The 19368-nt window shown below is 54.6% G+C and carries 19 protein-coding genes; 18 read left to right on the forward strand and 1 reads right to left on the reverse strand.

The annotated features are described in order from the left end of the window. Positions 1 to 7: 7 nt before the first annotated feature. The 12 genes from RS889_RS15310 to RS889_RS15365 all read left to right on the forward strand — a co-directional run bounded on the left by RS889_RS15310 (position 8) and on the right by RS889_RS15365 (position 11916). On the forward strand, positions 8 to 955 hold the full coding sequence (locus RS889_RS15310; protein WP_315707890.1) for a respiratory chain complex I subunit 1 family protein: 948 nt from the start codon (positions 8 to 10) through the stop codon (positions 953 to 955). Between the two features lie 16 nt (positions 956 to 971). After that, positions 972 to 2426: a hydrogenase 4 subunit D gene (locus RS889_RS15315; protein ID WP_315707891.1), complete on the forward strand. Its 1455-nt coding sequence runs from the start codon at positions 972 to 974 to the stop codon at positions 2424 to 2426. A 9-nt stretch (positions 2427 to 2435) separates the two neighbouring features. Then, entirely contained in the window at positions 2436 to 3086 is a 651-nt protein-coding gene (gene hyfE / locus RS889_RS15320; protein WP_021015297.1) for a hydrogenase 4 membrane subunit, read from the forward strand. A 5-nt stretch (positions 3087 to 3091) separates the two neighbouring features. Then, positions 3092 to 4732 carry a hydrogenase 4 subunit F gene (locus tag RS889_RS15325; protein WP_315707892.1) on the forward strand — a complete coding sequence of 547 codons (1641 nt, stop codon included), beginning with the start codon at positions 3092 to 3094 and terminating at the stop codon, positions 4730 to 4732. After that, positions 4725 to 6452: a hydrogenase large subunit gene (locus RS889_RS15330; RefSeq protein WP_315707893.1), complete on the forward strand. Its 1728-nt coding sequence runs from the start codon at positions 4725 to 4727 to the stop codon at positions 6450 to 6452. The genes RS889_RS15325 and RS889_RS15330 overlap by 8 nt, the downstream gene beginning before the upstream one ends. 11 nt (positions 6453 to 6463) lie before the next feature. Continuing rightward, positions 6464 to 7033, forward strand: coding sequence for a hydrogenase 4 subunit H (hyfH, locus tag RS889_RS15335; RefSeq protein ID WP_021015294.1), 570 nt, complete (start codon positions 6464 to 6466; stop codon positions 7031 to 7033). Beyond that, positions 7030 to 7821 carry an NADH-quinone oxidoreductase subunit B family protein gene (locus tag RS889_RS15340; RefSeq protein WP_021015293.1) on the forward strand — a complete coding sequence of 264 codons (792 nt, stop codon included), beginning with the start codon at positions 7030 to 7032 and terminating at the stop codon, positions 7819 to 7821. The genes hyfH and RS889_RS15340 overlap by 4 nt, the downstream gene beginning before the upstream one ends. Further along, positions 7818 to 8222, forward strand: a complete 405-nt coding sequence (locus RS889_RS15345; protein ID WP_021015292.1) for a formate hydrogenlyase maturation HycH family protein — start codon at positions 7818 to 7820, stop codon at positions 8220 to 8222. Before RS889_RS15340 ends, RS889_RS15345 begins: the two co-directional genes overlap by 4 nt. Positions 8223 to 8244: 22 nt before the next feature. After that, on the forward strand, positions 8245 to 8694 hold the full coding sequence (gene hycI, locus RS889_RS15350; protein WP_021015291.1) for a hydrogenase maturation peptidase HycI: 450 nt from the start codon (positions 8245 to 8247) through the stop codon (positions 8692 to 8694). Positions 8695 to 8871: 177 nt separating this feature from the next. Continuing rightward, positions 8872 to 9606, forward strand: coding sequence for an SDR family NAD(P)-dependent oxidoreductase (locus RS889_RS15355; RefSeq protein WP_315707894.1), 735 nt, complete (start codon positions 8872 to 8874; stop codon positions 9604 to 9606). Further along, positions 9599 to 10645, forward strand: coding sequence for a phosphotransferase (locus tag RS889_RS15360; RefSeq protein WP_315707895.1), 1047 nt, complete (start codon positions 9599 to 9601; stop codon positions 10643 to 10645). Before RS889_RS15355 ends, RS889_RS15360 begins: the two co-directional genes overlap by 8 nt. After that, positions 10642 to 11916: an aspartate aminotransferase family protein gene (locus RS889_RS15365; protein WP_021015284.1), complete on the forward strand. Its 1275-nt coding sequence runs from the start codon at positions 10642 to 10644 to the stop codon at positions 11914 to 11916. The genes RS889_RS15360 and RS889_RS15365 overlap by 4 nt, the downstream gene beginning before the upstream one ends. Here the strand turns inward: RS889_RS15365 and RS889_RS15370 are convergent. Beyond that, positions 11906 to 12715, reverse strand: a complete 810-nt coding sequence (locus RS889_RS15370) for a DNA-binding transcriptional regulator (RefSeq protein ID WP_315707896.1) — start codon at positions 12713 to 12715, stop codon at positions 11906 to 11908. The two genes, RS889_RS15365 and RS889_RS15370, sit on opposite strands and share 11 nt — an antisense overlap. Positions 12716 to 13099: 384 nt before the next feature. Here RS889_RS15370 and RS889_RS15375 point away from each other — a divergent pair, with 384 nt between their 5' ends. The 6 genes from RS889_RS15375 to mhpE are packed head-to-tail and all read left to right on the forward strand — an operon-like array spanning position 13100 to position 19364. Next, the gene (locus RS889_RS15375) at positions 13100 to 14758 is read left to right on the forward strand and encodes a bifunctional 3-(3-hydroxy-phenyl)propionate/3-hydroxycinnamic acid hydroxylase (RefSeq protein ID WP_315707897.1); all 1659 of its coding nucleotides are present in this window, start codon (positions 13100 to 13102) and stop codon (positions 14756 to 14758) included. Between the two features lies 1 nt (position 14759). After that, positions 14760 to 15704 (forward strand): 3-carboxyethylcatechol 2,3-dioxygenase, encoded by a 945-nt coding sequence (mhpB, locus tag RS889_RS15380; protein WP_315707898.1) that lies wholly within the window; start codon positions 14760 to 14762, stop codon positions 15702 to 15704. A 19-nt stretch (positions 15705 to 15723) separates the two neighbouring features. Beyond that, positions 15724 to 16593 (forward strand): 2-hydroxy-6-oxonona-2,4-dienedioate hydrolase, encoded by an 870-nt coding sequence (gene mhpC, locus RS889_RS15385; RefSeq protein ID WP_021015280.1) that lies wholly within the window; start codon positions 15724 to 15726, stop codon positions 16591 to 16593. An 11-nt stretch (positions 16594 to 16604) separates the two neighbouring features. Then, the gene (gene mhpD / locus RS889_RS15390) at positions 16605 to 17417 is read left to right on the forward strand and encodes a 2-keto-4-pentenoate hydratase (protein ID WP_315711071.1); all 813 of its coding nucleotides are present in this window, start codon (positions 16605 to 16607) and stop codon (positions 17415 to 17417) included. Further along, the gene (locus RS889_RS15395) at positions 17410 to 18360 is read left to right on the forward strand and encodes an acetaldehyde dehydrogenase (acetylating) (RefSeq protein ID WP_315707899.1); all 951 of its coding nucleotides are present in this window, start codon (positions 17410 to 17412) and stop codon (positions 18358 to 18360) included. Before mhpD ends, RS889_RS15395 begins: the two co-directional genes overlap by 8 nt. Next, complete coding sequence (gene mhpE / locus RS889_RS15400) at positions 18357 to 19364, forward strand: 4-hydroxy-2-oxovalerate aldolase (RefSeq protein WP_315707900.1); 1008 nt, start codon at positions 18357 to 18359, stop codon at positions 19362 to 19364. Before RS889_RS15395 ends, mhpE begins: the two co-directional genes overlap by 4 nt. The last annotated feature ends 4 nt before the right edge of the window (positions 19365 to 19368 follow it).

Consider the following 19368-nt stretch of genomic DNA (forward strand, 5'->3'; position numbering starts at 1 on the left):
CAGGATCATGACTCACGTTTCCGTATTTACCCTGATCGTCTGTGCCCTGTTACAGGCCGTGCTGTTACTGGCTATTGCACCGCTGATGTCTGGCATGTCGCGGGTCATCCGCGCCAAGATGCACTCTCGCCAGGGGCCGGGCATATTGCAGGATTACCGTGACCTCTTCAAACTGCTGCGCCGGCAGGAAGTGGCGCCGCAGCACAGTGGCGGTGTCTTTCGTCTGATGCCGTTTGTGTTGCTGAGCACCATGATGGTGGTCGCGATGACGTTACCTATCGTCACCGATGCCTCTCCGTTCGGGGCCGGCGGCGACATTATCACCCTGCTCTATCTGTTTGCGGTGTTTCGTTTCTTCTTCTCGTTATCCGGTCTGGATTCCGGCAGTAGTTTCGCCGGGATTGGCGCCAGCCGTGAGCTGACACTCGGCGTGCTGGTGGAGCCGATTCTGATTCTGGCACTGCTGGTGGTAGCACTGATTGCCGGATCGACCAATATCGGCAACATCAGTCAGCAATTGGCCAACGGCCATTGGGTTTCACCGACCGCAACCGTACTGGCGCTGCTGGCCTGCGCCTTCGCCGTTTTCATCGAGATGGGCAAAATCCCGTTCGATGTAGCCGAAGCCGAACAGGAATTACAGGAAGGCCCGCTGACCGAGTATTCCGGTGCTGGCCTGGCATTGGTGAAATGGGGTATCAGCCTGAAACAGGTGGTGGTTGCCGCGCTGTTTCTGTCAATTTTCATCCCGTTTGGTAAAGCCGCCAGTGTCTCGCTGGCGGGCATACTGTGGGGTTCACTGACCTTTGTCATCAAGCTGGGAGTGGTATTTATCGTTGCCGCCCTGATTGAGAACAGCCTGGCCCGTGGACGTTTCCTGCTGACCGGACGAGTTACCTGGCTGGGCTTCGGCGTTGCGGCGCTGGCGTTCGTTTTCTATCTGACTGGTCTATAAGGAGTAAGCATTCATCATGGAGACTTTTGCAATAGAGAATGTTGCCCTTGCGACCATCCTGCTGCCGTTCTTCGGCGCACTGTTGATCGCTTTTATGCCGCAGCGACAGGCCAAAATCCTGTGCAGTCTGTTCGCATTGCTGGCGACGCTCGGCATTGCCTGGCTGGCCTGCGCCTATTTCAACAGCGGGAAGACGGACGTCACCTTCACCCTCTACCGCTACGGCCAGACTGAAATCTTCGGATTCATACTGGACCGAATCAGCCTGCTGATTGGCTTTGCCGTGGTGTCCCTCGGCCTGCTGGTGAGCATTTATTCCTGCGGTTACCTGACGCTGGGCAACCGTGAACATCCCCATGAAGGAACCAACCGTTATTACGCGTTCCTGTTGGTGTTCATCGGTGCGATGGCCGGGCTGACACTCTCTTCCACCATTCTGGGACAGTTGCTGTTCTTTGAAATCACCGGAGGATGTTCCTGGGCGCTGATCGGCTACTACCAAACCCCCAAGTCGCTGCGCTCGGCGATGAAAGCACTGTTGGTAACCCACGTGGCCTCCATCGGGCTTTATCTGGCGGCGGCGTATCTGTTCGTCAACACCGGCACCTTTGCGCTCAGCGCGCTGTCGCAGTTGGATGAAACCGGCAAGATCATCGTGTTCAGCGGAATTCTGTTTGCCGCCTGGGGGAAATCCGCCCAGTTCCCGTTACACGTCTGGTTGCCGGACGCGATGGAAGCACCCACACCGGTCAGTTCGTACCTGCACGCCGCGTCAATGGTGAAAGTGGGGGTTTACATTTTTGCCCGCGCCATTCTGTCTGCTGGTGAGGTTCCGCACGTGATTGGCGTCGTCGGTATCGTGATGGCCACCATTACCCTGGTGTATGGCTTCCTGATGTATCTGCCGCAAAAAGATATGAAACGTCTGCTGGCCTACTCCACCATCACCCAGCTGTCTTACATCTTCTTTGCGCTGTCACTGTCGATCTTCGGCTCACGCATGGCCTTTGATGCCGGTATTGCCTACATCTTCAACCATGCTTTCGCCAAGAGTCTGTTCTTCCTGGTGGCGGGCGCGCTCAGCTACAGCAGCGGTACCCGTATGTTACCGAAGCTGAAAGGGATCATGCGCAAGATGCCGCTGCTGGGCGTGGGATTCTGCGTCGCAGCGCTGGCGATCACCGGGGTGCCGCCTTTCAATGGCTTCTTCAGTAAATTTCCGCTGTTTGCCGCCGGTTTTGCGCTGTCCCGTGAACAAGTGTGGTTGCTGCCACTGCTGATCATCACGCTGATTGAATCGGTTGGCAGCTTCGCCTGGTTCCTTTACTGGTTTGGCCGCACCGTACCGGGCGAACCTTCGGAGGAAGTGGCTACCGCGACACCAGTGCCCCGCTCCATGCAGGCGGTGCTGTTGGTACTGATTGGGATGTCACTGTTTTCCAGCGTCATTGCCGCCCTGTGGCTGAAATAAGGAACGATCATGACTGGATCACTTATCGTAAATAACCTGGCCGGACTGCTGATCATCACTTCACTGCTGGTGATCGGCGCCAGAAAGCCCACCACCTCAGCTTGTCTGTACGCACTGCAATCGTTAGTGCTGGTGCTGATTTTCATTTCACTGGCCAATACCTTGCACGCACCGGAGTTGTACTGGTGGTCCATCAGCGCCTTTATCACCAAAGTGGTGCTGGTGCCAACCATCATGTACCGCTCCTTCCGTAAGCTGGCCGACCCGAAAGCCGATGGCGGCGTGCTCAGCCCGGCGATGATTATTCTGATCGCCACGGTGATTGTGGTGCTGAGCTACTTCGCGGTGGCCCCGGTGCAACTGCCGATGGTCAGCGAACTGAAACCAGCGCTGGCAGTATCGCTGGGACATTTCATGATTGGCCTGCTGTGTATTGTCAGCCAGCGCAACATTCTCAAACAGGTATTTGGTTACTGCCTGATGGAAAACGGTGCGCATTTGACGCTGGCGTTGCTGGCAAACCGCGCACCGGAGCTGGTGGAAATCGGTATCGCTACCGATGCCATTTTTGCGGTCATCGTGATGGCACTGATGGCACGCAAAATCCATCGCACACTTAACACGCTGGATGTTCAGCAACTGACAGCGCTGAAAGGGTGAATAACATGAGTAATATCGATCTCTTTCTCATCCTGCTGGGTTCGCCGCTGGTGGTCGCCCTGTTGGCCTTTGCCTGCCGCTTTACCGGCGGCGCGGCGCGCGGGTTGGTCAACCTGTTGCACTTGCTGGGTATCATCGTGCTATTGGTTGTCACACTGTTCGCCGTGTGGACCGTCTACCAGCACGGCGAGTTGCTGGCCGCCAACCGCTGGTTGCATCTGGATAGCCTGAGCGCCCTGTTCCTGGTCATTCTGGGTATCATCGGCTTTATCACCGGCCTCTATTCTATCGGCTATATGCGCCATGAAGTGGACAGTGGTGAAATCACCGTGACCACATTGTGCAACTACTACGGTTTCTTCCACCTGTTCCTGTTCACCATGCTGTTGGTGATCACCAGTAACAACCTGATCCTGATGTGGGCGGCGATTGAAGCCACCACGCTCAGCTCGGCGTTTCTGGTGGGGCTGTACGGTCAGCGTTCCTCGCTGGAAGCGGCCTGGAAATATATCATTATCTGTACCGTGGGTGTCGCGTTTGGTCTGTATGGCACGGTGTTGGTGTATTCCAATGCCGCCAGCGTGATGGCTAACCCTGGCGACGCCATTTTCTGGACTGAAGTGATGAAACACGCCAGCCAGCTAGATAGCACGCTGATGCACCTGGCATTTATCTTCATCCTCATCGGCTTTGGCACCAAAACCGGCCTGTTCCCGATGCACGCCTGGTTACCTGACGCACACAGTGAAGCCCCCAGCCCGACCAGTGCGCTGTTATCAGCGGTACTGCTGAACTGTGCATTATTGGTAATAATCCGCTATTACATGCTGATCAGTGCCGCCATTGGCCCCGAGTTCCCACAACGGCTGCTGATTATTTTCGGCACAATGTCGGTCGCCGTGGCCGCGTTACTGATTCTGGTACAGCGTGACATGAAGCGTCTGCTGGCCTATTCAAGTATGGAAAATATGGGGCTGATTGCCGTGGCGATCGGTATCGGCGGCCCGCTGGGCATACTCGCGGCGTTGCTGCATACACTGAACCATAGTCTGGCGAAAACCCTGTTGTTCTGTGGTTCCGGTAATGTGCTACTGAAATATGGCACCCGCGACATGGATGCGGTGAAAGGTATTCTGCGCGTGATGCCGCTCACCGGCGCGCTGTTCGTAGGGGGTGCGCTGGCGCTGGGCGGCATGCCGCCATTCAATGTGTTCCTGAGTGAATTTCTGACCGTTGTTGCCGGTATTCACGGCGGACATCTGGTGCTGGTGATAGTGCTGCTGGTGCTGCTAACCGTGGTATTGGCTGGTCTGGTACGCATGATAGCCAGTACCGTACTGGGCAGTCGCCCAGAAGCGGTCAGCAAAGGTGAACTGGGTTGGTTGACCACCGTCCCGATGGCGGTTCTGCTGATACTGATGCTGGTAATGGGCACCCATATTCCACAGCCGGTTACCCACCTGCTGGAAAACGCCACCACCATCGTACTGAACAACGGCAAGCCAGCCGAAACGCAGCCATTTTCCTTGTCATGGCAGTCATTGTTTCATCGTCAAACGGCGATTACCACCACCGCAACGGACGCTGCGCCGCTGGCTGAGCATTCATCGTTAACCCCTTCCCGTCAGGAGATGTACCGTGATTAATGAAACCCCTGTTGCCAACCTGGACAAACTGGGTGCTGGCTATGTCGCCCGCGTCAGAGAGAAATTCCCGGCGACAGTCCTGGAGGAGGAGTGGCAAACCCACAACCAACTGACCCTGACCGTCAAACTAAACATGCTGCCGGAGGTAGTGGAATTTCTGTACTACCAGAATGGCGGCTGGTTATCGGTGTTATTTGGTAATGATGAACGCTCACTCAACGGTCACTTCGCGGTCTACTACGTGCTGTCGATGGAAGAAGGCGAAAAATGCTGGGTGGTAGTGAAAGCCCTGGTGAATCCTACCGTACCGGAATTCCCGTCCGTCACACCACGCGTACCGGCTGCCGTCTGGGGTGAGCGCGAAGTGCGCGACATGTACGGACTGATCCCGGTGGGTCTACCGGATGAACGCCGTCTGGTGTTACCGGATGACTGGCCGGACGAACTCTATCCGCTGCGTAAAGATTCAATGGATTACCGCCAGCGCCCGACACCAACCTGTGACGACGAGTCCTATACTTTCGTCAACGAAGCCACTGGCGACACCCGTGTGGTGCCAATTGGTCCGTTGCATATCACCTCGGACGAACCGGGCCACTTCCGTCTGTTTGTCGATGGTGAACAGATTATTGATGCCGATTATCGCCTGTTCTATGTCCACCGCGGCATGGAAAAACTGGCGGAAACCCGCATGGGTTACAACGAAGTGACTTTCCTGTCTGATCGGGTATGCGGCATTTGTGGTTTCACCCACAGCGTGGCCTATACCTCGTCGATTGAAAACGCGCTGGGCATTCCGGTACCGCCTCGCGCCCATGCCATCCGCAGCGTGCTGTTGGAAGTGGAACGTCTGCACAGTCATTTGCTGAATATTGGGTTGTCCAGCCACTTTGTCGGCTTTGATACCGGCTTTATGCAGTTCTTCCGGATACGTGAAAAATCCATGCAGATGGCGGAGATGCTGACCGGCGCACGTAAAACCTACGGTCTGAACCTGATTGGTGGCGTGCGCCGCGATATTCTGAAAGACAGCCGGTTAAAAACCATCAAGCTGGTGCGGGAAATGCGTGAAGAAGTCACCCAACTTACCGATATGCTGCTCAATACCGCCAACATGGGACAACGCACCCAGGGTATCGGTATCCTGGATCGCAAAGTGGCGCGTGACTACAGCCCGGTCGGGCCGATGATCCGCGCCAGCGGCTTCCAGCGTGATGTGCGTATCGATCATCCGTTTGCCGGTTACCTTGACCTGCCGATGGAGCTGCATCATCTGGATGCCGGCGACGTCTATTCGCGGCTGTTGGTGCGCGTGCGTGAAGTCTTCACCTCACTGGCGATGATTGAATTCGGTCTGGATAACCTGCCGGAAGGCCCGCTGCTGAACGAGCATTTCACTTATCAGCCGCATAAATTCGCACTGGGCTTCACCGAAGCGCCACGCGGTGAAGATATTCACTGGAGCATGACCGGCGATAACCAGAAGCTGTTTCGCTGGCGCTGTCGTGCCGCCACCTACGCCAACTGGCCGGTACTGCGTTACATGCTGCGCGGTAATACCGTTTCCGATGCGCCGCTGATTATCGGCAGTCTCGATCCGTGCTACTCCTGTACCGACCGGGTAACACTGGTGGATGTGCGTACGCAGAAAATCACCACCGTGCCTTATAAAGAAATGGGGCGTTACGGTCTGGAACGCACCAACTCGCCGCTTAAATAGAGAGATGCATTATGTTGAAACTGTTTAAAACTATCCTGAAAGCGGGCAACAGCACGGTGAAATACCCGTTTGCCCCGCTTGAAGTTGCGGCGGGTTTTCGCGGTAAACCCGAGTATGACCCGGAACAGTGTATTGCCTGTGGCGCCTGCACCATGGTCTGCCCAGCGAATGCACTGACCATGGAAAACGACGTGGTGAACGGTACCCGCACCTGGCAGTTGTTTCTTGGCCGCTGCATCTTCTGTGGGCGCTGCGAGGAAGTGTGTCCCACCCGCGCCATCGCGCTATCGCCGGAGTTTGAAATGGCGGTCAGCAATAAAGCCGACCTCTATCAACGGGCAACGTTCAAATTGCTGGACTGCCATGTCTGCCATCGTCCGTTTGCACCGCAAAAAGAGGTGGAATATGCCATGGCGCTGCTGGTGCAATCCGGGCTGACGGAAGCTGAAGTAGAATCTCAGCGCAGCCGTTTTGAAACCTGTCCCGAATGTAAACGTAAACAGAATATGAACCAACGGGGTAACGTGATGTTGAGTCAGCATCTGTCCGCCCCGACGACCAGAGAGGGAGAGCGCTCATGAGCATGCTGCCTGATGGTGTCGATCACTATCGCACTACGCCTATCACCCTTGATGAGCAGGCGATTAAACTGAAAAAAACGCTGCTGAAGGACATTCAGCGTTCTGCCTATGTTTACCGCGTGGACTGTGGCGGCTGTAACGGCTGTGAAATCGAAATTTTTTCCGCCATTACGCCGCTGTTCGACGCCGAACGCTTCGGTATCAAGGTAGTGGCTTCCCCTCGTCACGCCGATATCCTGCTGTTCACCGGCGCGGTCACCCGCGCCATGCGCACACCAGCGCTGCGTGCCTATGAATCGGCGCCGGATCCGAAAATCTGTATCTCGTACGGTGCCTGTGGCTGCGGCGGCGGTATCTTCCACGATCTGTATTGCGTGTGGGGTGGTAGCGACAAAATCGTGCCGATTGACGTGTACATTCCCGGATGCCCGCCAACCCCCGCCGCCACTATCTATGGTTTCGCCGTGGCGCTGGGCCTGCTGGAGCAAAAGTTGCACGGCAGCGACCATACTCAGGGTGATAACGAAAAAGCGACCTTGATTCACCCGGATGTTCCACTCGATTTACGCATTCTGTTGGAGCGTGAAGCCCGTCGTATGGCCGGTTACTGGCAAGGTCGGGAAATCAGCGACAGCTTTTTGGCCTTGCTGGAAAACCAGCCGCTGGAAGGGCTTGATCAACGTATCAATGCCTACCTTCAACAACATAACGATCCGCGATTAACGGAAATCTTCGGCCAGTTGCAACAGATTTATCTGTCGTTACTTAATGGGGAGCGTTTGCGATGAATACGCGGGTCATTTTCTATGCCTTGAATCAGAAATTTCTCGATACACAGGACAAGATCCCGGAGCAGGCGCAGCAGGTCATGTACTACTCGCTGGCTATTGGTCATCACGTCGGGGTCATTGATTGTCTGAAACGGGTATTGGAATGCCCGCTGACAGAGTACGAAAGCTGGATCGATCAACTGGCGGAGGGTGAAGCCAAACGAAAAATGGCCGGTTTGATGAAATTCGGTGAAATTACGATTGATAGCACTCACACCACCCTGTTGGGTGGTGCTTTCAGCACACTGGACAGCACGCAGGACCACTACGCTGAATGGACCCGCACCCTGATGGACTATCTGGGGGCGATTGACCGTGAAACGGCTCTCTACCTGATGGTGAAACGCGTTGATTACTGAACGTCCACTACGAACTGAAAATATGGTGCTTACCGTCGGTAATACCATGATGGGCGACGATGGCGCGGGTCCGTTGCTGGCCGAGCGCATGACGCAACAGCCGATTGATGGTTGGTCGGTGATTGATGGCGGCGCCATTCCAGAAAACACGGCGCACACGCTACGCGAACTGTGTCCACAGCGCCTGCTGGTGGTGGACGCCACTGATATGGGTCTCAACCCTGGCGAAATCCGCATCGTCAATCCTGATCGTATCGCCGAAGATCTGTTGATGAATACCCATAACCTGCCGCTAAATTTCCTCATTGATCAGTTGAAGGAAGACATTCCCGAAGTGATTTTTATCGGCATTCAGCCAGCACTGGTGGCGTTCTATTTTCCCCTCGGCCCGGAAGTCACTCAGGCGGTAGACACGTTGTACCAGCGGCTGGCGACCTGGGAAGGCAATGGCGGGTTTAGCCCGTTGGAATGATTACCCCACCCTAACCCTCTTTTCGGCAAAAGCGGCCCCTTGATCAGAGCGTCTGATCAAGGGGCCGTGTCAAGGTGAAGGCCGGATGGAGATGGCCCCTCTTACCGCATTTTTTCGCTTGTGCCCCAAAAAATTTGGCTCTATTTTATGATGCATCATATATCTGGAGTAACCCTGATGACAGATCATAAGACACTGTTGTTAACCGGTGCCAGCCGGGGGATCGGCCACGCGACGGTCAAACATTTCCATGCCGCGGGCTGGACCATATTTACCGCCTCGCGGCAAAGTTGGGTGGAAGACTGCCCTTGGGCTGAGGGATTACTCAATCACATTCATCTCGATTTGGAGGACATCGACAGCCTGAGCGCGGCCATACCGATGATTAAAGAGCGTCTCGGTGGACGACTGCATGCACTGGTCAATAATGCTGGTGTTTCTCCCAAAGGGGCAGACGGCAGTAGGCTGGGCGTGCGTGAAACCGACTATGCCACCTGGATTCGAGTATTTAACGTCAATCTGTTCTCCACGGCGATACTTGCCAACGGCTTGTTTGACGAATTGCAGGCCGCCCAGGGAAGCATCATTAATATCACCTCTATCGCCGGTTCCCGCGTACATCCGTTTGCCGGAGCGGCTTATGCCACTTCAAAAGCCGGGTTATCCGCGCTCACTCGTGAGATGGCATGCGACTTCGGCAAACATGGTATTCGCGTTAACGCGATTGCGCCCGGCGAAATTGACACCGCCATTCTTTCACCCGGAACACAGGAGATGGTGGAGCATACCGTCCCCATGAAACGGCTGGGAAAACCGGAAGAAGTGGCGTCGCTGATCTATTTTCTCTGTACGGCGGGCGCCTCCTATGTCAACGGAGCGGAAATTCACGTCAACGGGGGACAGCATGTCTGATCCTCATGTCCTGTTCACCACCGATGTGCCATTGGTATCGCTCGCGCAGGCACATCACGCTTCCCGTGAACGTTATGGTGTTGAAGGCGATATCACGCCACTACCGGGTGAACGTGATGCCAATTTCTATCTTTGTACGGAAAAACAGCATGGATACATGCTGAAATTTATCAATCCGGCCGAAGAACTGGCCGTCAGTGATTTTCAGAGCGCCCTGCTATTACATATCGAACAACAACATACCGATTTGCCTGTTCCCCGCGTCCTTGCTGACCAACACGGAAATAGGGCTCCGGTCGTAGATCTTGCCGGACAAACGCTACAGACCCGTCTGTTTTCCTGGTTATCTGGCACACCATTACATCAGGTTACGCCGAATCCGCAACTGGCTCACCATCTTGGGCAAACCCTGGCGCAACTTGATATCGCATTGCATTCATTTACCCATCCAGCGGCAGAGCGGACGTTACTGTGGGATATTACGCACATGGAACGGGTAGCGGGATGGCTGGATTATGTGGAAGATCCGGAGCAACAGATATTGATCAAACGTGGGTTGTCGCAGTGGGAAAACAGCGTTGCGCCCGTTATTCATAAGCTGCGTAGGCAGGTTATTCACAATGATCTCAATCCGTACAATGTTTTCACCACCCCACAGGCGGACTGGCAAATCACCGGCATCATTGATTTTGGCGATGCCCTGTACGCGCCGTTGATTAATGAGCTGGCAACCGCCCTCGCCTATCAGATCAGCGAGAGTGATGACCCGCTGCTATGGATTACGCCTTTTGTTTCGGCCTACCATACCCATCTGCCGTTAACCGAGCAGGAAGTCTGCCTGCTTCCCCGGCTGATCGTGGCTCGTCTGACGCTGATCCTCTCAATTACGCAATGGCGCAGTGCGCTCTATCCGGAAAACCGGGAATACCTGCGGCGGAATCTTCACCGTGCATGGCGTAGTTTGCAGAATCTCAGTCGTTTCCCGCTGACACAATATGAAGATCGACTCCTGACCACCTGTAGAAAGGGCATCCAATGACCCCTCACTCTGAGCGAGATTTGCTGGCACGGCGCAAAAAATTGCTGGGTGCCGGCTATCGGCTGTTTTATCAGCAACCGCTTCACGTTGTCCGCGGCGAAGGCGTCTGGCTGTATGACAGTGACGGCAACCGTTACCTGGATGTCTACAACAACGTGGTGTCTGTCGGTCATTGCCATCCAGACGTCGTCGCGGCGATCGCCACCCAGTCAGCGCAGTTGAATACCCATACACGCTATCTTACTGATGCCATTCTGGAATTTGCCGAGGACTTTTTACAGGAATTTCCTGATGAACTGCAAAATATCACCATGACCTGTACCGGCAGCGAGTCGAATGATTTAGCCTTGAGAATCGCCCGACAGGTTACTGGCGGAACCGGCATATTAGTCACTCGCTGGGCGTATCACGGCGTGACTACCTTGCTGTCCGGCCTATCCCCGGCGCTGGGCGCTGGCGCACCCCGTGGTGACAACGTCTGGTTGATTGATCCGCCCGACACATACCACCATGCTACTGGCAGTATGACCACCAGCGTCGTCCGGGCGCTTGAAGCGATGCAGCAGGCTGGTGCGCGCCCGGCAGCGTTGTTGTTTGATACCATTTTTTCCAGCGACGGTGTGTTCAGTGGTGAGATGCAAGACGTTCAGCAGGCCGTCAGGTTGGTACGCGACGCGGGCGGGTTGTGTATTGCGGATGAGGTGCAGGCCGGATTTGGTCGCACCGGTTCACACCGTTGGGGGTTCGCTCGCTATGGCATCACCCCCGATCTGGTGACGATGGGGAAACCGATGGGTAATGGCCATCCTGTGGCGGCGGTGGTCGGGCGACCGGCGTTATTTGATGAATTCGGCCGCCGTCAACGTTATTTCAATACCTTTGGCGGCAATCCGGTCTCCTGCCAGGCCGCTCATGCCGTACTGAACATACTGCGACGGGAACGATTACAGGAAAATGCATTACAGGTGGGCCATTATCTTGAGGTGGGTTTACGTAAACTGGCAGCACAACATGATGTGATTGGCGACATCAGAGCCTATGGTTTGTTCATTGGCGTCGAACTGGTGAACAACGCCAGTCGCCAGCAACCGGCAAGCGCTTATGCGGAACGGGTGGTTAATCTGATGCGGCAAAAACGGGTGCTCATCAGCACGACCGGGCCGAATGGCAATATCCTCAAAATCCGCCCTCCGCTGGTTTTTCAACCTGAACATGCCGATATCCTGTTAAGTACGTTGGGTGAGGTGCTGACTATGCACCCTAACAGTTAACGGTCAGGGTTTTCTCCCCGTGGGTTGCCTGCGTTGCGCTTTCACCGATTTGATCGGCAACACGTTGTAATGTTGATAAATATTTCTGCGCCGCCTGTTCTATGGTCATTGCCTTGGCAATATAGATTAAACTCAGGCAGCCAATGAGTCGCTCATCATGACGAACAGGCACCGCAATAGCCGCGATGCGAAATTCACTCTCCCAATTCTGATAGTTTTCCCCATAGCCATTCCGTTGTGCGCGGCGCAAAATTTCTGCAAGCCTCACCGGTTCTCGCGCCAGACGGTACTCATCGCCTTCACGCCCCGCCAACATCGTAATAATTTGCTGTCGTTCATTCTCCGGGCAAAATGCAAGGTATGTCAGACCGGAAGCCGTCAATAACAATGGCAGCCGTCGCCCGACCATAGCCCGGTGAAACGACAGTCGACTGAAACGATGGGTAGTTTCTCTGACCACCATCTCATCCACATCAAGTGTGGTCACATCCGTAGGCCACACCACTTCCCGCAGTAAGTCACCCAGCAATGGGGCAGCAAGAGCGGAAATCCACTGTTCGTCACGAAATCCTTCACTTAACTGACGCACTTTCAATGTCAAGCGATAGCTATCATCGAACGCGCTACGGCACACATAACCCTCCTGCTGAAGGGTTTCAAGCAAGCGCCTGACCGTGGTGCGATGTAAACCGGTCAATAATGAAAGCTGGTTGCAGTTTGCGCCACCATCCAGACGGTTAAGGGCATTGAGAACATCAAGCCCACGGGATAAACCGCGCACATTTTTATATTCACTCATTGGATTATAGGGCTCATTTTTACTAAAAAGTTTTATTTAACAATGAAGTGCACCTGGTGCACATCCCATCACTTTTTCATTGTAGACCAAAAAATACCCTCTATACTGATCCAACAATTAAAATATATTTCACATAAAATTAACATATAAACACATTACCTAACCCTACACCGTCGCTGCCATGGTCTGATTCTTTTATCCGAGAACCCGATCTGCCCTGCATAACCGCTGCACGGTGTCGCCCCGAAAAGTTGTAACGGGGTAGCAACCATCAGGCACCACTTAGGTGCGTTTCTGCATAACACAGATTTCGCTTGTAAAAGTGTGGATGGCTATTGCCCAAATCCGGCGATAAGTCTCGGCTAAATGCAATGAGGTAACACCATGACAACGACACTGTCGGCGTTAACGCCGAAGGAATATCAATCACAAGTTGCCATTATAGGCACGGGTCCGGTCGGGCTGATGATGGCCAATTATCTTGGTCAGCTCGGCATTGAGGTGCTGGTGATTGAAAAGCTCGATGCGCTTATCGACTACCCTCGCGCCATTGGTATTGATGATGAATCATTACGCACCATTCAGTCCGTGGGATTGATTGAACAAGTCCTGCCGCATACCACTCCCTGGCACGCCATGCGTTTTTTAACCCCCAAAGGACGCTGTTTTGCCGACATTCAACCGATGACCGACGAATTTGGTTGGTCTCGACGTAACGCTTTTATTCAGCCTCAAGTCGATAAGGTGTTATGTGAAGGTCTGAAACGCTTCCCGAACGTACAGATGCGTTTTTCCCGGGAATTGACTCAGGTAACTCAGCAGGAACAAGGCGTCACGCTAACCCTGGACACCGCTGAGGGCAAACAAGAAATCGTCCATGCTCAGTGGCTGGTCGCCTGTGACGGCGGCAACAGTTTTGTACGTCGTACACTGGGCATTGGGTTTGAAGGCAAAACCGCACCTAACCAGTGGATTGTGATTGATATCGCCAACGATCCACTCAGCACTCCGCATGTTTATCTGTGTTGCGATCCGGTCCGTCCCTACGTCTCTGCCGCGTTACCCCATGGTGTGCGCCGCTTTGAATTCATGGTGATGCCGGGAGAGACCGAAGAACAGCTAATCCAGCCGGACAACATACGCGCACTACTGGCAAATGTGTTGCCCGACCCAGATCGCGTCGAACTTATCCGTAAACGGGTCTATACCCACAACGCCCGGATTGCCAGTGAGTTTCGTCGGGATCGTATTCTGCTGGCAGGCGATGCCGCCCACATCATGCCGGTCTGGCAGGGTCAGGGGTATAACAGCGGCATGCGCGATGCGTTCAACCTTGCATGGAAACTGGCTCTAGTGGTGAATGGCGAAGCCAGTGACCAATTGCTGGATACCTACCAGCAAGAACGCCGGGATCATGCCAAAGCGATGATTGATTTATCCGTGATGGCAGGAAATGTCCTGGCGCCACCAAGGCGCTGGCAGGGTGTCGTACGTGATAGCCTGACCTGGGCCATGAACTTCTTTCCACCGGTAAAACGCTATTTCCTTGAAATGCGCTTCAAACCAATGCCGGCCTATCGGCAAGGGGCGTTGATCACCACAAATGACAAAGAGACGCCAATTGGTCGCATGTTTATTCAACCCCCGGTACTGCTGGAAAACGGGAATCGAGTGTTACTCGACGACGTGATCGGGCCTCGCTTTGCGGTACTGGTATGGGGATCTAATCCCTTATGGGGACTGAATGCATCCCAGATAGCGCAATGGCGCCATGTGGGCGTCACGTTTATTGAGGTCGTACCGGATGTGCAACTGTCGGCGCTCGGCGACGGGATACCCGGCGTGATCCGGGTGGGGGATGTGACAGGCCGTTTACGTCACTGGTTCGCCGCCAACAAAGGCTCCGTCGCCATCCTGCGTCCAGACCGCTTTGTGGCTGGCGTGGCTATTCCACAGACGTTGGGCGATACCCTCGATAATCTGGCAGCAATTATGACGCTCGCCCCATCATCTGTAGAAACACAGATTGAAAAGGTGGCCTGATATGAGCGCCTATTTACACTGCCTGTCTCATACCCCGCTGGTGGGATATGTAGACCCGGAACCCGTTGTTCTCAATGCGGTAGATGATGTCATTGCTGCCGCCAGAAAGCGCATCGCCGAATTCAATCCCGAACTGGTCATCCTTTTTGCACCGGACCACTACAACGGTTTTTTCTACGATGTGATGCCGCCATTTTGCATGGCGATGGCCGCCACCTCGATTGGTGATTTTGACAGTGAACCCGGCGAGTTACCGGTTCCCGTCGATATCGCGCAGGCATGTGCCAGTGCACTGCTCCATGACGGTATCGATATGGCCGTATCATGGTGTATGCAGGTCGATCATGGCTTCGCCCAACCACTCTCTTTCTTGCTGGGAGGGCTGGATCGCTGTCCGGTCTTACCGGTGTTCATCAACTGTGTGGCCCCGCCACTGCCGACGTTCCAGCGCACACGTCTGATGGGGGAAGCCATCGGGCGTTTTATCCGCAATCTCAATAAACGCGTGCTGATCCTGGGGTCCGGCGGTCTGTCTCATCAGCCCCCGGTGCCTGAGCTGGCAGGGGCTGATGCCCATCTGCGCGATCGGTTGCTCGGCAGCGGTCGCACTCTACCGCCCCACGAACGCGATCTTCGTCAACAACGCGTCATCAATGCTGCCCGCCAGTTTGTGGGGAATCCCCACTCGCTCCATCCTTTAAACCCGGTATGGGACAACAGCTTCCTGAACATTCTCGATCAAGGGCGTCTTGCCGAGCTCGATGCTATGAACAATGACGAATTGTCTGCCATTGCCGGGAAATCAACCCACGAAATTAAAACCTGGGTTGCCGCGTTTGCGGCGTTATCCGCGTATGGGTCTTACACCACGGAAGCACGCTATTACCGCCCGATCCCGGAATGGATCGCGGGTTTTGCCTCCATCAGTGCTGCACCACATCGTTAACCCTGTCAGGAGAATTATCATGAACACACAATTGTCTTTCAACGAAGCAGAAACCAGTCATTTTGTTGATGTAGAAGAAAATGGTCAGCATCTGCGTATTCATTACAACGACTGTGGCAGCGGCAAAGAAACGGTCGTGATGTTACATGGCTCTGGTCCAGGGGCAACCGGCTGGGCGAACTTCAGCCGCAACATCGACCCGCTGGTAATGGCCGGTTACCGCGTTCTGTTGTTGGACTGCCCAGGCTGGGGGAAGAGTGATTCGATTGTAAACACCGGATCCCGCGCAGATCTCAATGCCCGGGTGCTGAAACAGGTGATCGATCACCTGGATATCGAGAAAGTGCATCTCCTTGGCAACTCCATGGGTGGACACAGTGCGGTGGCGTTCACCCTCAGTTGGCCTGAACGCACCGGCAAGCTGGTATTAATGGGGGGCGGTACCGGTGGTATGAGCCTGTTTACGCCCATGCCGACGGAAGGAATCAAGCGCTTACAAGCGTTGTATCGGGAACCGAACATCGACAACCTGAAAGCGATGATGGACATTTTTGTCTTCGACACTCGCGATTTGACAGACACCCTGTTTAAGACCCGGCTCGACAATATGCTGGCCCATCGTGATCACCTGGAAAACTTTATCAAAAGTAGCGAAGCCAACCCGAAACAATTCCCGGACTTCACCCCCCGACTAAATGAAATCAGTGCGCCGACACTGATTATCTGGGGCCGTAATGACCGTTTTGTGCCAATGGATGCCGGGCTGCGTTTACTTTCCGGAATACCGGGATCACAACTGCACATTTTCCGCGATTGCGGTCACTGGGCTCAGTGGGAACACGCCGACACCTTCAACCGCATGGTTGTTGATTTTCTGGCCCACGCATAAAGGAGCCGATGATGAGTCACCATGAACTTGACGCGCTGGCACTACAGCTACGCGACGCTGAGCATACCGGTCGTCCGATTGATCCACTACGTGACACACTGGGTATAGACAACGCCCAGGATGCCTATCTCATTCAACGACTGAATGTCGCACACTGGACAGCGGAAGGCCGCCGGGTGGTTGGGCGGAAAATTGGGCTGACCAATCCGAACGTCCAGCAACAACTGGGGGTTAATCAGCCCGATTTCGGCACCCTGTTTGCGGATATGTGCTTCGGCGATAACGACCCCATCCCCTGGGATAACGTGATGCAACCCCGTATTGAGGCAGAAATCGCCCTGATCCTTAACCGGGATCTACCAAACACCGACACCACCTTCGCTGAACTGGCGGCGGCAATTGAGTGGGTGATTCCGGCACTGGAAATTGTTGGCAGCCGAATCCGTGACTGGTCAATCAGCTTTGTCGATACCGTGGCGGACAACGCCTCATGCGGACTGTTTGTATTGGGTGGGCCATTCCAACCTCTGGCTGGGGTGGATTTACGTCACTGTACGATGCAAATAACCCGCAATAACGAAGTAGTGTCCACCGGTCAGGGCAGTGAATGTCTCGGTAATCCTATCAATGCCGCCGTCTGGCTGGCGCGAAAGATGGCGATACTTGGTGAACCACTACGCAAAGGCGACCTGATTTTAACCGGTGCGTTGGGGCCAATGGTCAATGTCAATGCCGGGGATCATTTCGAAGCCACCATCAGTGGTATTGGCTGTGTCGCCACCCGTTTCACTCACATCGCCGAACAGGAGTATCCCCATGAGTAAAGTTAACGTTGCCATTATTGGCTCGGGCAATATCGGCACAGATTTGATGATCAAAATCCTGCGCCAGAGTAACCATCTCAACGTCGCGGCGATGGTAGGAATTGACCCCGATTCCGACGGGCTGGCACGGGCACGACGTATGGGCGTGCCAACCACACACGAGGGGGTAAAAGGGCTTATTGCCATGCCCGAGTTTGCCGACATCCGTATTGTATTCGATGCGACCAGCGCCGGTGCCCATGTCCACAATGATGCCTTATTGCATGCCGCGAAACCGGATATTCAACTGGTCGATCTTACCCCTGCCGCAATCGGTCCGTACTGTGTGCCGGTAGTTAATCTGTCCGAAAACCTCACCCAGAGGAATGTCAATATGGTGACCTGTGGCGGACAGGCCACCATTCCAATCGTTGCGGCAATCTCATCCGTGTGCCAGGTGCACTATGCCGAAATCATCGCTTCCATCGCGAGTAAATCCGCCGGGCCCGGCACCCGCGCCAATATCGATGAATTTACCGAAACTACCTCACGAGCGATTGAAGTGGTAGGCGGAGCCAGCAAAGGCAAAGCGATCATCATCCTCAACCCCGCAGAACCACCACTGATGATGCGGGATACGGTGTATGTACTCAGTGAAGCGGCATCTCAGAAACGTATTGAGGAAGCCATCCATCTTATGGCAGCCGCGGTGCAAGCGTATGTACCTGGTTACCGCCTGAAACAGGCGGTTCAGTTCGACGTCATCCCACCGGAACAACCATTGCATATTCCCGGTGTCGGGAATTTCTCAGGGCTGAAAACGGCTGTCTACCTGGAGGTGTTGGGGGCAGCGCACTACTTGCCCGCGTACGCGGGGAATCTGGACATCATGACCTCTGCCGCACTCGCAACCGCCGAGCGGATGGCCGAGTATCAACGTCAATCAGCAGGAGCCATGGCATGAATAAAAAACTCTATATCTCCGATGTCACACTACGTGATGGTATGCATGCTATCCGCCACCAGTACTCATTGGATGATGTCCGGATCATCGCTCAGGCGCTGGATACCGCGGGAGTGGACTCCATTGAGGTCACCCACGGGGATGGATTACAAGGCTCAAGCTTTAACTACGGATTCGGCGCTCACACAGATGTAGCGTGGATTGAAGCGGCAGCAGATGTTGTCAAACAGGCCAGTATCGCCACCTTACTGATCCCAGGTATCGGCACCATCCATGATCTGAAGCGTGCCTGGCGCGCAGGAGCCCGTGTAGTACGCGTTGCCACCCACTGCACTGAAGCAGACGTCTCACGCCAACATCTGGAATGGGCACGGGAAGCCGGGATGGACGCAGTGGGTTTCCTGATGATGAGCCACATGACCACCCCCGAAAACCTGGCCCATCAGGCAAAACTGATGGAAAGCTATGGCGCCACCTGCGTATATGTGGTGGATTCCGGCGGTGCCATGAATATGAACGATGTCCGTGCTCGATTCCGGGCCCTGAAATCGGAGTTAAAACCAGAAACCCAAACCGGTATCCACGCTCACCATAACCTGAGCCTTGGCGTCGCCAACTCACTGGTGGCAGTGGAAGAAGGCTGTGATCGTATCGACGCCAGTCTTGCCGGGATGGGGGCCGGGGCGGGTAACGCACCACTGGAAGTGTTTATTGCCGCTATCGACAAACAGGGCTGGCAGCATGGCACTGATCTGTATGCGTTGATGGATGCGGCGGAGGATCTGGTGCGACCCCTTCAGGACAGACCGGTCAGGGTTGATAGAGAAACGCTGGCGCTGGGCTATGCTGGCGTCTATTCAAGCTTTTTGCGTCACTGCGAAGTGGCCGCCGCTCGCTACGGGCTAAGTGCAGTGGATATCCTGGTTGAACTGGGTAAACGGCGGATGGTGGGAGGCCAGGAGGATATGATCGTCGATGTCGCTCTTGATCTTACTCGTCAGTAATTCC

This window comes from Brenneria uluponensis, assembly GCF_032395385.1.
Taxonomy (GTDB): domain Bacteria; phylum Pseudomonadota; class Gammaproteobacteria; order Enterobacterales; family Enterobacteriaceae; genus Prodigiosinella; species Prodigiosinella aquatilis.

Bases quoted from the DNA above. Each gene is read 5' to 3' on its own strand.
- RS889_RS15315 (WP_315707891.1), top strand. From the start codon at position 972: ATGGAGACTTTTGCAATAGAGAATGTTGCCCTTGCGACCATCCTGCTG.
- RS889_RS15355 (WP_315707894.1), top strand. From the start codon at position 8,872: ATGACAGATCATAAGACACTGTTGTTAACCGGTGCCAGCCGGGGGATC.
- mhpD (WP_315711071.1), top strand. From the start codon at position 16,605: ATGAGTCACCATGAACTTGACGCGCTGGCACTACAGCTACGCGACGCT.
- hycI (WP_021015291.1), top strand. From the start codon at position 8,245: ATGGTGCTTACCGTCGGTAATACCATGATGGGCGACGATGGCGCGGGT.
- RS889_RS15375 (WP_315707897.1), top strand. From the start codon at position 13,100: ATGACAACGACACTGTCGGCGTTAACGCCGAAGGAATATCAATCACAA.
- RS889_RS15340 (WP_021015293.1), top strand. From the start codon at position 7,030: ATGAGCATGCTGCCTGATGGTGTCGATCACTATCGCACTACGCCTATC.
- RS889_RS15360 (WP_315707895.1), top strand. From the start codon at position 9,599: ATGTCTGATCCTCATGTCCTGTTCACCACCGATGTGCCATTGGTATCG.
- RS889_RS15395 (WP_315707899.1), top strand. From the start codon at position 17,410: ATGAGTAAAGTTAACGTTGCCATTATTGGCTCGGGCAATATCGGCACA.
- RS889_RS15325 (WP_315707892.1), top strand. From the start codon at position 3,092: ATGAGTAATATCGATCTCTTTCTCATCCTGCTGGGTTCGCCGCTGGTG.
- RS889_RS15345 (WP_021015292.1), top strand. From the start codon at position 7,818: ATGAATACGCGGGTCATTTTCTATGCCTTGAATCAGAAATTTCTCGAT.
- RS889_RS15310 (WP_315707890.1), top strand. From the start codon at position 8: ATGACTCACGTTTCCGTATTTACCCTGATCGTCTGTGCCCTGTTACAG.
- hyfH (WP_021015294.1), top strand. From the start codon at position 6,464: ATGTTGAAACTGTTTAAAACTATCCTGAAAGCGGGCAACAGCACGGTG.
- hyfE (WP_021015297.1), top strand. From the start codon at position 2,436: ATGACTGGATCACTTATCGTAAATAACCTGGCCGGACTGCTGATCATC.
- RS889_RS15370 (WP_315707896.1), bottom strand. From the start codon at position 12,715: ATGAGTGAATATAAAAATGTGCGCGGTTTATCCCGTGGGCTTGATGTT.
- mhpB (WP_315707898.1), top strand. From the start codon at position 14,760: ATGAGCGCCTATTTACACTGCCTGTCTCATACCCCGCTGGTGGGATAT.
- mhpE (WP_315707900.1), top strand. From the start codon at position 18,357: ATGAATAAAAAACTCTATATCTCCGATGTCACACTACGTGATGGTATG.
- RS889_RS15365 (WP_021015284.1), top strand. From the start codon at position 10,642: ATGACCCCTCACTCTGAGCGAGATTTGCTGGCACGGCGCAAAAAATTG.
- mhpC (WP_021015280.1), top strand. From the start codon at position 15,724: ATGAACACACAATTGTCTTTCAACGAAGCAGAAACCAGTCATTTTGTT.